The following is a 13,098-nucleotide window of genomic DNA, read 5'->3' as shown; positions in this document are numbered from 1 at the left end:
GAAGAAAGGCCCGGTATAAAATATCAGGGCCTTTAATAATCATTATTTGAGGAAAATTTCTTTTGGAATTAACTAAATTAATTAGCAATTTAGACTTATGAGAACGTTCATCTTTTTTGTTTTAGCCGTGTTTATTACAACCGGCGCATTTTGGGGAGCTTTGTTTTCAAAAAACCTCTTAACCGGTTACATAACTGCATTTGTAGTCGCGGGTATAGTATGGTCACTGTTTGCCGCCTGGGTGCGTCACCGTAACCGGAAAACGGAGTTAAGGGAAAGCCAGGAGCGCCTGTTTCGCCACCATATGCAGATGCAACGTCGCTGATAACCAAATCCTTAGCTCAATTCTAAAATTTTATTGTTTTGCCTTGCGCGCCGGACCGCCTCGCCAAGCTGATTAACTAATTCCGGATGGCAAGGCAATGCTTTAGGCGCAAAAAGATCGTAACGTATTTGTAACGTAATTACGCGGAGTTAAACAAAAAATTGAATAAAACCCATCGACAGAACAGCCCGACGAAATGGCCCTATGCCACGAAATGTGCCTTTTAGATAGAAAGAGGCCTGTTTTTGTTTGTGGTGGCTACTGTACAAATCTCAAACTATTTCCTGTCTGATTGGCATTTAATCGACGATTTGGATTTGTAAATCTCATTCTCGTATTGAAGAAAGAGGGATTTCCCAATAGTACCTTTAACAGTACATGCATAATGTCTGATGACCGTTAAGCAGACTGCCAATGCACCCCAAGCATTGATTTTTCAAACAATGAAATGTCAATGCTTTTAAAAAAGCTATCAATGGGATATGATAATAAATAGTTATCAATAATTGAACACGGTAGATATTGAACATTCATCAATCGGTTCAAAATGGTCATTCAAAATTTACATAATTAATCGCCCAAGTATTAAGAAGTATGATCCTCTTAATTAAAAAGAGGAAATTGGTTATAGTACTGACCGCCTTTTTATCTTCTTTTCTTGTCTTTGTAAGCCAAGTAAATATCATGTGTATTTGCTAGTAAATCCTGATGACTGCCCTGAGTGTCAATGTCCGAAAAGGTATCTACAATAACTTCTTGCCTGTACGGATGGACAATGGTACCCTGTATATTGTCGAAAATGCGATAAAATTCCTCTTCCATATCATTTTTCAGAACAGCTGATTTAGATAGGATGATATAAAAATAAAAGGAATTGACCGAAATGAACCTTACGAGGAAGTTTGGCATTGGGCCGCCAAGCTGTATAGTTCCACACCTAGCAGAGGATGGGTAGAATTTACGGGCGTCAATTATTGTGGGCTGGACAATATCTAATTTGACCAGAATGTTTGGATGCATTTTATTCCCGTTTAAAATATAATCGCGGTATGTTTCGAAATCATTATAGTCACGAGTCACTGTGCGGGAGGAATTATAAGTGATCTTGAGCAGACTGCGCAGCAGCAGGTCGTAATCATAGGTGAGAGTAAACGGTGTCAGGTCTTCTTTAAAATCTTTAAAATATTGGTCGTACAAGGAACAAAAATAGGCATCCAAAGGCGACAGCTTTTTGTTATTGCAATCCGCACAGACATCTGCGACCACCAAATCGCCGGCCATTAGAACGTGTTTTTTACCTAAATAATTAACTTGCAGTTCCGGCATGCGGCTGATCAGGCAGCTGGGCCAGATATGCTCCCTGGTCAGCTTGGCTTTCTTTTGGCAATAAGCGCAGATTCTCTGTTTAGGCATATCGATTTTTTGATCTTGTCTGTAAATATAACCTATAAGTTTTATGCTGGCCTAAAAATACACTCATTATCAGCCATATAAAAAGTCTGAAATTTGGATTTTCAAAAACAATCTGTACCTTTGAAAAAATATTACCGAAAATCGGTAATTAAAATTATTAAAATGAACATCAGTTACCGTTCAAATAAAATAAGGAAAAAGCTAAGTTCTGCGGCCGAGATAAAAAAGGCCTATGGGACGATGGCTAAAAAAGTACAGCAGCGATTGGATGATATTGAAGCATCCCCCAATCTGAAAGTACTGATGCAGATCCCTGCGGCAAACTGTCACCCGCTGTCAGGTGATATGCAAGGCGAATGGGCTTTGGACATTTCAGGGAATCACCGGTTGGTATTTGATATCAACCATGAGCCGGTTCCGCAAAAGGAAACGGGTGGCGTTGATACCCTGGAAGTGACTGATATCAGGATTATAGATACCACAGATTACCATTAATCCATCCCAAAAGAATAGACATGAGCAGCAATATAAAAATAGAAAGAGAATTGTTAACTAAGCCCGGCGATACCATTTTGGAGACCATCGAGTATCTGAAAATGAGCCAGGCCGAATTGGCTGAACGCATGGGGAAAACGCCTGGAAAGATCAATGACCTGATCTCGGGTAAAGCACCTATTACGGTCAATACCGCTATGCAACTGGAAAAGGTGCTGGGTATTGATATGCAGTTCTGGCTGAACCGGGAAATGTATTACCGTGAAAAGTTGGCGAGAATTGAACAGGAAGAATTTTTAGAGCAATGCCTGGACTGGCTGAAAGAACAGCCGATTAAAGAGTTACAAAAATACGGGTATCTGAAAACCAGAAATGTAGGAACGGAGATGGTCGAGGAGTGCCTGCAATTTTACGGTGTTGTCTCCCCTGTTGAATGGGAGAATGTATATATCGAAAATTACGCACAAACCAGTTTTAGGAAAAGCCCCAGTCACAAAACTTTATTGAGCAGTATGGCCGCCTGGTTAAGAATCGCGGAACTGCAATTAAGGAAACAACAGTTCCCTGAATTTAAAAAGGATAGTTTCAAGGTTGTGCTGCAGGAGATCAAAAGTTTAGTGGTATCCCAGCCGGAAGACTTCCCGACGACCCTGCAATCCTTGTGTCAGCAAGCGGGTGTCGCGGTCATTTTTTCCAATAGTCTGCCCAAAGCCCCCATTAGCGGTGCGGCGCGCTGGGTCGGTGGTACACCTTTAATTCAGATCACTGATCGCTACAAGACCAATGATCATTTTTGGTTTACGTTTTATCATGAAGCCGGGCATATCCTGCTTCATGGGAAAAAGGACATTTTCATTGAAGAATTCGAAGGTGTCGAAAATGACACTGCAAAAGAACAGGAAGCTAATGATTTTGCCCGAGACTGGTTACTCCCGGATGACTTTTTGGAAGGGATCGATCAACAGCAGGTGGACGAAAAAGCGGTGCGGCGAGTTGCTCGCGAGTATGCGACGCATCCGGCTATTGTTGTCGGCCGTTTGCAAAACCTGAATTTGGTTCCCCATCATTTCGGAGCTAATCTAAAAGTAAAGATCAACCTCGATTATTTCATCCAACATTAGTTTATTTAATTCAACCAGCCATGAGTATACCAACCTATATACCAGTTTTCAGATTACGCCAGGAAGAGAAGAAAGTACTAACCTCGTTTGAGTTTGGTCCCGATATTTTCCCTTATGTAGAAATTTTCAAGGAATTCGAGCGTTTGCCCCCGAAACCTAAACCCGGAAAGCCCAAGAAGGCCCGTGAACCCAAGCATTTCAACGAAATTTACATCCCAACCTTAAACAGCATTAGAAGCGAGAAAGTTTTTGTAGACCTTCCGGTGCATTTAAACCAGTCCAGGAACATGAAGAAAGAGGTGCTGGAGTTTTTACGCGGTGTGGTAGGTCAGCGAAAGATACGCACAGAATATTTGCTCAGTTTGAATTACCTGCGCAATAAAATCATCCCGGTTATCAGCACCTATTCGCAGTTAACGGGTGAGCCAAATTCAATTAAATTACAGGAGGCTGATCTGCGGGTGGTATTTCCGACAGTTGCATTCAGAACTTCGGAAAAGACCTTTACCAATGACATGAACCAGATTAGCTCCGTAGCCCAAGGGGATGATTTTCTGATCGTTGACTTAGAAGATTATTGTTTGTCAGACAAAGACGATATGGCAACTGTCCAATTCATGATCGATTATTTAAAAGACTTTGACAAATGCCATGTAGTTCTCCTTCGTAATTGCATTTACAATAGTATTAAGAATTTTGAACTGGAACAGGGCGAAAGGATCGAGGTGATTGATAACAGTTTGATGAATAAGTATGACCGCATGGGTGCGGATTGTTTTGCGGATTATGCGGGTATCAAAAAAGACAAGATCGAGGGCGGCGGCGGTATCAGTCCTGGTTTTATCTTTTATGACGCCGTTCAAAATAACTTTTATGGGTATAAAGGTTCGGAAGCGCGTGAACTGGCAGATTTCGAAAACATCATCGTTCCCGCTGTATTGCGGTCAGATACGGCCGCGCGCATGCAAAGCGATGAACTGGAATATCTCTCTGCTGATAACAAAGGCTGGAAAATGATCGAAAATATCTGGGACAAAATAGAAAGCGGTAAAAACCAGGCTAAGTTCAAAAGGATATCCATGGAACATTATCTCCATTGCATCCGGACAAAAATACAGGACGGTTATTTCGTGCTTTAGCTGTAAATGTGTGCCGGTTTGATATTCTTATTAAAGAAAAACTGGATATCTATCGGCATGATATCTTTACGGTGTTCGACAATGAATTCCCACCTGCTGCGATATCGATCTTTCAGCGCCAGTTTAAAAAGGTCGTTGATCGTCGTGGTATTATTACTGATCAAAATATCTTCCTGATTTGCCGAACCAAAACAATGGAGCAGTTCTTTTTTGGTCAGCAGCGACAACTGAACCGCTGGATTAAGGTGTTGATTGAACTTCGGTTTGCGGTAAAAGCTGTGCTGGTCTTTGTCCACGGTGATGATCCCAAAATTTGCGGGTATCATGTCAAGGCATTTTCTAAGGTGGCGCTCATGAATCACAAGGTTATTGAGCTCGAAGGCCGATAAATAGTCTATCGATTGCTTAACCAACTTATCCAGATTGTCAAGGTTGGACTTAATTTCAAAACTGGTTGTATATCCGTTGATGGTCAGAAAATCCACTCGACTGCTTTTTACTTTGATCTCATAAGCCGCAACCACGTTTTTGTTATAAAATTCCTTGAAGAGTTCGTACTTGAGCACTTGTTCCCCATCATAGCTATGCAAGATCAAATCGTTCAGTCTCCGATGCAATTCCAACTTACAGCATTTGTTAAAATTATTTTCGGGATAGACCATTAAAAGCAATTCCCGTAACTTCGGACCGTAATCCAATGTATTATAACATTTGACTACTTCCTTAACCGCCTTATAATCAATTACCGTCTGCTGACTACGTTTTCCCATGAGATTAATGTAAAATAACTCAAAAAAAACAAAGTTTAATAAATTATTTTATGAGCTTTCATTTTGCTTTACAGCAACGGTGTCGGGGGCTCTTGCTGCGGTCTGTCATTTACCAAACAATCTAAATCCGTTAGGGCATCCTGAATGATTCGCTAAATGAAATCAAACTTATTGTTACCAAAAAGATGCGTAGGACTCATGCCACTAACTATAAGCACTCAGTCATCCTATCGATTTTGTTAATATTGAAAAGTGCTGAGGAGAAAATACAACTCAGCTTGTTCAAGCGCTTTATCATATATTTTAAAACAGTCATGATGACTGTTTTACGAACGCTAGAAAAATCAGCACCCAGTCATCGTCGGCATCATGGATACCTAAGTCAACCACCGGGAAAGATGAACTATGAAATCGCAAATTTGATCATAGCGGGTGAAGCTGGCACATGGCTACATCTGTTAAATACTGTATCTTAGGGTTTTATTTGTCCGAAACCTTATGTCAGTAAAGAAATATTTAAAAAAATGCATTAGTACTATTCTAGTCTATATTATTCAAGGTTTAAAACTCCTCAATGAAAGATTTACCGGGAATGCTTTTTTGCCCAATCCTAATTCATTTGAGGACCTTACACCTGTTGGGAATGCTGATGAGGACCTCGTATATGCCAAAACCCTCTCTTGGGCGTTGGACAATCCTAATATTCGAAATTTAGCACTAACCGGACCTTATGGCTCAGGCAAGAGTAGCATCTTGAAAACATTTGAGCTTAAACACCCCGAGTATAAATACCTAAATATATCACTGGCCTCCTTTGATGAGATTTCTGCGGACGATGAACAAGACCGGAAGCGGATTGAGATCAGCATTCTTCAACAGATCTTTTACCGGGTAAGTGGCCAGCAAATGCCGGACTCACGCTTTAAACGAATCAAAGCCACAAAAAATGGCTATTTGTTATTTCAGGCGATTTGGTTGCTATTTTGTGTAATAGCCGGAATCTTTCTTTTTAAACCGACTTTCTTCGATCGGATTTCCTGGTGGCCTGCATTTAAGTTAAAAAACAATGACCTGCTAGTTTACTTATCCGGAAGCATTTTTCTGACTGGCGTAGCGTTGATTTTAAAAAATTTGTTACGCAATTACAACAGTGCCCGTTTCCATAAACTGAACTTGACTAGTGGCGAGATTGAATTGGCAGGCGATGTCGATGCATCGATTCTCAACAAACACTTGGACGAGATTTTGTATTTTTTCGAAAAAACAGGTTATAATGTGATAGCCCTGGAGGATCTGGACCGTTTCGAAGATCCGGAGAAGCTATTCTCTAAATTGCGGGAGCTTAACAACATCATCAACAATTCAAGTCAGATCAATCATAAAGTGACTTTCGTTTACGCCTTAAAAGATGATGTATTTATCAATGATGAGCGAACTAAATTTTTCGATTTTTTTATACCGGTCATACCGGTGATCAATTCCTCCAACTCCGGTGAGCTTTTGTTAAAGAAGTTCCAGTTTGCCAAAGCACAAGGCAAGCTGACCGATAATTTTTTGATGAATGTTACTTTTTTCATTGAAGACATGCGACAGCTTAAAAATGTATTCAATGAATATATCATTTATAAAAATAAATTAAAATTGAACCTTACCGAGGAGAAGCTTTTCAGCATGATCCTTTATAAAAATTTCTATCCCACAGATTTCGCGAATTTGAACGTCAATAAGGGACTGATTTACGGGAGTTTTGATAATAAACGGGAGATAGTTAATGGTATGATTATAACCATTAATGAACAAATCGCAAACGCCCGTACCACGATCACTGAATTAGAAGGCATTCACCTGTTAGATCTGAATGAGCTGCGCAGCGTATACTTATATGCCTTAATCAAAGCACTACCAGACTCGTACCGTTTCGATCTGGGGGGAAACAGCTATACGATCGCGCAACTGAATGAGGACAGTGTCTTCGATGCGCTAACCAAAGAGAACAATATCAAGACGATCACCGTACAATATGGTGGCTGGCGAAATTCCAACCTATCCTTTAAAACAGTTGAAAATACAATCGATCCAAAACGCAGTTATCAGGACCGAATAAAACAAGTGTCTTTAAAATTCAACCAGGAAACTGAAAAATTAAAACAGCAGATCGGCAAATGGCAAGAGGAAATCGCTAACCTGGAACACTTGAAATTGGCTGACATTATTGAGCGAAATCCCGAGGCAGCTATATTGCCGGAATTGGAGAAAGAGCGCATATTGATCTACTTGTTGCGCCACGGTTATATTGATGAAACTTATCAATCCTATATATCGCATTTTTATGAGGGCACCATCACGCGGACCGATATGGAATTTGTATTTAGCGTCAAAAATCATTTACGTTTGCCTGCCGATTATGACTTGGTTAAAATCGATCAATTAATTAAAAAACTACAGCCGAGCGAATTTCGCCAGCGTGAGGTTTTGAACTACCAGTTTGTAGATTTTTTGGCAGAAAACAACCTCACTTACAAGACGGAATTACTAACTGTTGTAAAGCAGCTTAGTGATAAACAGCCCGTTTCATTGAAATTTATTGATGATTACCTGCGCATAGGCAAACTGACCGGCGTATTTTTTAAGGCATTGTGCAAACAGTGGCCGGATATCTGGGATGAACTGAACACGACCTCTAATTTTACTAAAGAAAGACTTGACGACTATCTAAAACTGATCGTGAAGTTCGCTGACACGAGTGACCTTAAGGAATTAAACAAATCCGGACGGTTAAAGAAAAGCATTCAAGACCATAGTCAATTCCTTACGTTGTTCCCCACAATTGAAGATGATGGGCAAATCAAAAAAATGCTGAAAGAACTGTCCATTAAGTTCCGCGACCTAGAGTTTATAGCATCAAGAAAAGAATTGTTCGATCATATTTATCAACAATCTTATTATGAAATCAATGAAACGATGATCCAAACAATCATCAGCCATTATGCAGACCAATCAAAAACGTATGATTTAGTAAAGGCCAATTATTCGGCCATACGCAATTCTGGCTGTGAACTCTTGAACAATTATATCGGGGCTAATATCAATGAGTATCTCGGCATGGTGCTATTCAGTCTGCCGGATAATACGCTGGAAGCTGAACAATTTTATCTGGAATTGCTGAATAATAATGACATAGAGCCCGACGACAAGATCTCGTTAATCGAGAAGATTGAAACTTCAGTTAGCACACTTACCAGTGTGGACCCATCGTTATGGGGTGCCCTATTGGAGCACGTACGTGTCCTGCCTACCTGGAAGAACGTGAGCCTACGTTTTCTGGAAACCAGTTCGCTGGATGGCACCTTGCTGGAATACCTCGACACCCCATCCGTCTACGGCGCACTTGCTAGCAAACGCATGCTTACCATTGGTACTGATGCACCAACTAATGAACAGATAGCTGTCGCCATCCTTACCGAAGACAGGCTGAGTGATTCCGCTTACGCTAAACTTATCGCAGGCATACCATGGACCTGGAACTCATTGAACATGGAAAAAGTGTCCGCCTCCAAAGTCAATATTTTACTTCAGGTGAAGAAGGTCAATATGACGCTGGCTAACTACCAGACCTTAAAAACACACTTTGACGGAAAAAATGTGCATTTAGTAGAGAATGACTTTGTGAATTACAAGAAGCTGAAGGCCCAAATCTCTTTCGACGAAAGCGATTATCGTTTGCTCTATGCTTCGCAGGTATTGACCGGCGCGCAAAAGAAAATGTTGCTTACGGACATGAATGTGGACCTTATTAACAGCAATAGATTAGGAGAACTCATCACCACCGTGGTATATAAGCAAAGAATGCTGCCATTAGCTTATCCTTTGTTAGTTAAACTCATATCATTTAATAACAATACGAAGATCAAAGTAGAACTCTTAAATCAGCATTTGCAATCGATAGATAACGCCCAGTTGACTACGCTGCTAAACGCATTGCATGGAAATTATGCAAAAATCACGGAAAGAGGAAAACAACCCTCGCTGCCCGGTACACCGGAGAACTGGGCGCTGGCTAATTTCTTGGATAGCAGTGATTATGTTTCCAGCATTAAACCGATAAAGGACCATATTGTAATTAATACCTGGAGAAAATGATGCGCGCCGATCAGGCATTTTTGCTCATCGTTTTTGCCCATTGTTTAACTTCTTCCAGTTCAGCGAAGGTAAGCGGGTACTTCCGGGCTTCGCATACTTTTTTACCACCGGGTGCGATCTCAGAGGTCGTAACGATCATCCCCAGTTGTGCCTGCTCAAATTCCACATCGGTATAAAATGCTTTTACCGTTTCAATTCCTACTTGGTGGCCTTCTTTATAACGCTTGCATTGGATAATAATCAAGGGTTTGCTATTATCGTTGGGATCAAACGCGCGAATATCAATACCGCCGTCACTTCCTCCTGGACCAAGTTGAATTTGATAACCTAGCCGGTTAAAGAATTCAGCGCAGAATCGTTCAAAATTTCGCCAATGCATCTTTTGCAACTCGTCGGCGTTTGCAGCGATATAATCAAGGAATTTTTGATCCATGAAATTTTCTGCTGATTTAATTTCACAATTAAACAGCTGTTCCAGTGGGGTACCGCCGTCCCATTCTTCTTCTTCCGGCCGGGATATATGATGACTTTGCTGTTGATGGTCTACCCATATTTGTATTACCCCAATAACGAGTTCTAACGGCGTACCAGGGAGCATTTCCAGAATGTCACGGATGATATCGTTAGGGTCAATCTTTTGCCCCGGATATTTGCGAGTAGATTCAGAAAAAGCTTTTAATACCGGGAAGGCCTGATGGCCTTCTCTATCCAGCTCCACTAGCCGGTCAGCCCAAAGAAAAGGATGCTGCATTTCCGGTTTCAGGTTTCCGATCTTGACCCGTACATAGCGAATATGATCCTCATAGGTTTCACTCCTGATACGTATACCCTGGTCAAATTCCTCCTCCAGCAAATCAAAATCGGGATCGCGGCCTTTTAGGATATCGATCACTGTCATTCGGGACAGCAGGATACCCGATTTGATGCCGACAATATCGATAATGGTATCCAAGAAATTCTTGACTGTACATACAATTGCGCCCATGCTGAGAATTTGATAGTTAAAATTATTTTAAAAATCCGATATTCTACCTTTACGATATGTCGAAAGATCTAGAATTGAAACTTACCACATGCCATTGTCAAAACGTTTAAACTAGCCGTAGAGCATGACCATTTTCAATAATTTATATTCGGCTATTAGCGAGGGTGATATCAACAAAGGATAACTGAACATTATCGATGGAAAACACCACCAGTATCAGGTTCGCGAAGAGAAGTACAATTAGCCCCCTGCAGGTAAACTCCAACCCACATGAATAATCGGAAAAGCGCTGAAATTTAAACGCGAGGTGCTCTCTGATACTTTTTTTGCAAAGATTTAAATCTTCGTCAGCCATATATGCAGATACAACGCCGCAGATCATAACCGTCCTTAGCCCAATTCTAAAATTTTATTGTTTTGCCTTGCGGCCCGTACCGCCTCGCCAAGCTGATCAACCAATTCCGGATGATAGGCTATGCCGTACATCGTAAGCGTATTATTGGTCACATCCGTACTGATCAACGTCATATTCATTAATCCTGCAATACGCATCAGAAGCGATTGGGTAATCACATAATCCTTGACACGGAACAACGCTAAGCTATCAATCCGCTTACTGAATAAACCACAACTTGTTTGCAGCGCATGGGCATCCAATACGTATTTAATCGCACAAATATAGAAGTACCTGTACCATCCATATAAGCAAGTCCCAATACCTGGTAAGATGAACAACGGATGTATATAATAGCCCAATATGCTAACCAATGCAGCAATCACCAGGACAGGCGCAGTTTTAGCTAATGCATAAAACGGATGTGGCCGGAATGTTAATGTTTCCATGACTTTTTATTTTTTAGCAAGTTTTTGAAATAATTGATTTGCCCAGGAAACGGCGCGCCTGGGTTTAAAAGTCCGGCGGCGAAAACGCTGGCCGGACTGTTTTTCAAATTGATTTAAAGAGAATTTATCGGCTGTAAAACTGTAATCGCGGTAGAGGAACCTAACGTTTACTGTGTCACCAGCAAGGGTAACAGATAAGAATAAGCTGTGCAATCCTGCCGCTACTTTCAGGTCGGTGATCTTGTCCAACAGATCATTGCCGAACAACAGGCCGATATTGCGGTGTGGAAAGTTGGCAACGATCCAATCGAGTTGCGCCCGGCAGGGACGTAAACCTGTAGCCACGAAAAACAATTGATCAAAATCAGGAAATGCCTTGTAGTTAAGGCTGAGGAAGGCTATGGCATCCATCGCCGAGCGGCAGACAAAAACCTGCCTGATCAAATTGTAATCGCTGTTTCCCGCTAACCATATACCGCCTGAGGCCGGAACACGATGGAAAGCAAGGCCGTATGTTTCAGTGCCATCGCCATAAGAGAACAGCAGGTTACCTCTGGCATCGACCCTACAGGATTCTTGAAAGAACGACTGTATTTCAGCCGAAATACCGAGCCTGGTAAAATAAGGGTGCATCAGCGGCTGAACTTCCGTAAGTTATCGCGGCTATTGCTTTCGTATTGCGCCAGTGCATTTTTGTTAGCCTCCATATCCCGCAAGGCCTGCTCATACCCTACGCTGAACTGCTCAGATTCCTTTTCGTCACGTTTCTTGCCAAACAGCGCATTCAACCCTTGGTAAAGCATATAAGACACACCGCCGTCAACAATGATCGAGGCGACTAATGCCAACCGGTTAGAGCGGACACCTTGCCTTTCCGTACCGGAAAATTGAAGTTTTGTACCATCTGATATTTCAACTTCCTTGCCTTTACGGTACCGCTCTTTTTGCTCAGGGGTTAAGTACTCATTGTTAACCAGGTCAGGTATCAGGATTTTCTCGGTGTCGGTGATGATAAATTCTTTGGTCTCCTGGTCAAACTCGATCAGTATATCCCTGGTCTGGTTATTTTCGTCCTTGACCAGTTTCCAGATACTCACTGCCTGGCCTCTTTCAAGTTCTTCGGCCTCCGTATCCGTCAAAAAATCCGGGAATTGAGGTTCCCGGTAAATGGGATGCACCAGCAGATCAAGGTTACCGCTTTCATTGGGTTTTAAGGAGAGTTTGGCATCCAGTTCAGGGATTTGCAGTCCATCGCCGGAAAGGCTTTTCAATCGCAGCATATTGGTTCTCCTGCCCGATACCAATGCTTGCAGGTCTTCAGTTTCCAGTAACAGGCGGCCTCCCCTGGCCAGCCCGATCTTTTCGAGGTCTGCCATAGGCAGCTCATCTTCGTTAAAAATTTGCTGTATCATATTGGATTTTTGATTGTGGTGTTATTAAAATTTTGGAAAGGAATTGAAGCGGGTCGATATATCGCCCGCTGTAAAGAATGCTGAAGTGCAGATGTTCGCCGGTCGTTCGGCCACTGCACCCCGTCAGGCCGAGAGTTTGGCCCATTGTGACCGTTTCACCGGAAAACACCCAGGGAACGGATAAATGTCCGTAAATGCTGATTAAATGCATGGCATGGGCGACCTTGATGTAGAACCCCAATAAGCGGTCATAACCGGATTGAACGACCATGCCGTCCATCACGGCAAAAACTGTGTCCTGGTGCGCCCGAAGATCTACGCCGTTATGAAACTGTTTTAAGCCGGTTACCGGGTGGATGCGGTAGCCAAAGCCGGATGTAACCTGTAATGACCGTAAAGGCAGCGCGGATACAATACGGCTGCTATCATGGGCGGCAGCCATATTGATCCCCGGC

12 protein-coding genes are annotated in these 13,098 nt (G+C 42.0%); 5 read left to right on the top strand and 7 right to left on the bottom strand.

Going from position 1 to position 13,098, the window contains the following annotated elements; genetic code table 11:
- Positions 1–97 precede the first annotated feature (97 nt).
- On the top strand, positions 98–325 hold the full coding sequence (locus BDD43_RS03735; RefSeq protein WP_121196437.1) for a hypothetical protein: 228 nt from the start codon (positions 98–100) through the stop codon (positions 323–325).
- A 645-nt stretch (positions 326–970) separates the two neighbouring features.
- On the opposite strand, the gene BDD43_RS03730 is transcribed toward BDD43_RS03735, so the two are convergent.
- Positions 971–1,738: a hypothetical protein gene (locus BDD43_RS03730; RefSeq protein ID WP_121196435.1), complete on the bottom strand. Its 768-nt coding sequence runs from the start codon at positions 1,736–1,738 to the stop codon at positions 971–973.
- Positions 1,739–1,900: 162 nt separating this feature from the next.
- Between BDD43_RS03730 and BDD43_RS03725 the strand changes: the two genes are divergently transcribed.
- From BDD43_RS03725 to BDD43_RS03715, 3 genes are read left to right on the top strand one after another with little or no spacing between them, the layout of a single operon-like run.
- Positions 1,901–2,233 (top strand): type II toxin-antitoxin system RelE/ParE family toxin, encoded by a 333-nt coding sequence (locus tag BDD43_RS03725; RefSeq protein WP_121201867.1) that lies wholly within the window; start codon positions 1,901–1,903, stop codon positions 2,231–2,233.
- 20 nt (positions 2,234–2,253) lie between these two features.
- On the top strand, positions 2,254–3,354 hold the full coding sequence (locus BDD43_RS03720) for a HigA family addiction module antitoxin (protein WP_121196434.1): 1,101 nt from the start codon (positions 2,254–2,256) through the stop codon (positions 3,352–3,354).
- A gap of 20 nt (positions 3,355–3,374) precedes the next feature.
- Complete coding sequence (locus tag BDD43_RS03715) at positions 3,375–4,493, top strand: beta family protein (RefSeq protein ID WP_121196432.1); 1,119 nt, start codon at positions 3,375–3,377, stop codon at positions 4,491–4,493.
- Here BDD43_RS03715 and BDD43_RS03710 read toward each other — a convergent pair.
- Positions 4,490–5,263: a sce7726 family protein gene (locus BDD43_RS03710; protein WP_121196430.1), complete on the bottom strand. Its 774-nt coding sequence runs from the start codon at positions 5,261–5,263 to the stop codon at positions 4,490–4,492. The genes BDD43_RS03715 and BDD43_RS03710 overlap by 4 nt on opposite strands.
- Before the next feature lie 498 nt (positions 5,264–5,761).
- Between BDD43_RS03710 and BDD43_RS03700 the strand changes: the two genes are divergently transcribed.
- Positions 5,762–9,403, top strand: a complete 3,642-nt coding sequence (locus BDD43_RS03700; protein ID WP_121196427.1) for a YobI family P-loop NTPase — start codon at positions 5,762–5,764, stop codon at positions 9,401–9,403.
- Between the two features lie 10 nt (positions 9,404–9,413).
- On the opposite strand, the gene BDD43_RS03695 is transcribed toward BDD43_RS03700, so the two are convergent.
- From BDD43_RS03695 to BDD43_RS03675, 5 genes are all read right to left on the bottom strand, one after another.
- Positions 9,414–10,388, bottom strand: coding sequence for a restriction endonuclease (locus BDD43_RS03695; RefSeq protein ID WP_121196426.1), 975 nt, complete (start codon positions 10,386–10,388; stop codon positions 9,414–9,416).
- A 390-nt stretch (positions 10,389–10,778) separates the two neighbouring features.
- Positions 10,779–11,231, bottom strand: a complete 453-nt coding sequence (locus tag BDD43_RS03690; RefSeq protein WP_121196424.1) for a PH domain-containing protein — start codon at positions 11,229–11,231, stop codon at positions 10,779–10,781.
- A gap of 6 nt (positions 11,232–11,237) precedes the next feature.
- Complete coding sequence (locus BDD43_RS03685; RefSeq protein ID WP_121196423.1) at positions 11,238–11,864, bottom strand: hypothetical protein; 627 nt, start codon at positions 11,862–11,864, stop codon at positions 11,238–11,240.
- Positions 11,864–12,643 carry a DUF4099 domain-containing protein gene (locus BDD43_RS03680; RefSeq protein WP_121196421.1) on the bottom strand — a complete coding sequence of 260 codons (780 nt, stop codon included), beginning with the start codon at positions 12,641–12,643 and terminating at the stop codon, positions 11,864–11,866. The genes BDD43_RS03685 and BDD43_RS03680 overlap by 1 nt, the downstream gene beginning before the upstream one ends.
- The gene (locus tag BDD43_RS03675; RefSeq protein ID WP_246001448.1) at positions 12,624–13,085 is read right to left on the bottom strand and encodes a M23 family metallopeptidase; all 462 of its coding nucleotides are present in this window, start codon (positions 13,083–13,085) and stop codon (positions 12,624–12,626) included. Before BDD43_RS03675 ends, BDD43_RS03680 begins: the two co-directional genes overlap by 20 nt.
- Positions 13,086–13,098 lie beyond the last annotated feature (13 nt).

The sequence above is a fragment of the Mucilaginibacter gracilis genome, assembly GCF_003633615.1.
GTDB classification, from domain to species: domain Bacteria; phylum Bacteroidota; class Bacteroidia; order Sphingobacteriales; family Sphingobacteriaceae; genus Mucilaginibacter; species Mucilaginibacter gracilis.
Note: the sequence above shows the minus strand (reverse complement) of the source record. Positions and strands in the feature narration are given on the sequence as shown.

Bases quoted from the DNA above. Each gene is read 5' to 3' on its own strand.
- BDD43_RS03720 (WP_121196434.1), top strand. From the start codon at position 2,254: ATGAGCAGCAATATAAAAATAGAAAGAGAATTGTTAACTAAGCCCGGC.
- BDD43_RS03690 (WP_121196424.1), bottom strand. From the start codon at position 11,231: ATGGAAACATTAACATTCCGGCCACATCCGTTTTATGCATTAGCTAAA.
- BDD43_RS03730 (WP_121196435.1), bottom strand. From the start codon at position 1,738: ATGCCTAAACAGAGAATCTGCGCTTATTGCCAAAAGAAAGCCAAGCTG.
- BDD43_RS03700 (WP_121196427.1), top strand. From the start codon at position 5,762: ATGTCAGTAAAGAAATATTTAAAAAAATGCATTAGTACTATTCTAGTC.
- BDD43_RS03685 (WP_121196423.1), bottom strand. From the start codon at position 11,864: ATGCACCCTTATTTTACCAGGCTCGGTATTTCGGCTGAAATACAGTCG.
- BDD43_RS03710 (WP_121196430.1), bottom strand. From the start codon at position 5,263: ATGGGAAAACGTAGTCAGCAGACGGTAATTGATTATAAGGCGGTTAAG.
- BDD43_RS03695 (WP_121196426.1), bottom strand. From the start codon at position 10,388: ATGGGCGCAATTGTATGTACAGTCAAGAATTTCTTGGATACCATTATC.
- BDD43_RS03675 (WP_246001448.1), bottom strand. From the start codon at position 13,085: ATGGCTGCCGCCCATGATAGCAGCCGTATTGTATCCGCGCTGCCTTTA.
- BDD43_RS03680 (WP_121196421.1), bottom strand. From the start codon at position 12,643: ATGATACAGCAAATTTTTAACGAAGATGAGCTGCCTATGGCAGACCTC.
- BDD43_RS03725 (WP_121201867.1), top strand. From the start codon at position 1,901: ATGAACATCAGTTACCGTTCAAATAAAATAAGGAAAAAGCTAAGTTCT.
- BDD43_RS03735 (WP_121196437.1), top strand. From the start codon at position 98: ATGAGAACGTTCATCTTTTTTGTTTTAGCCGTGTTTATTACAACCGGC.
- BDD43_RS03715 (WP_121196432.1), top strand. From the start codon at position 3,375: ATGAGTATACCAACCTATATACCAGTTTTCAGATTACGCCAGGAAGAG.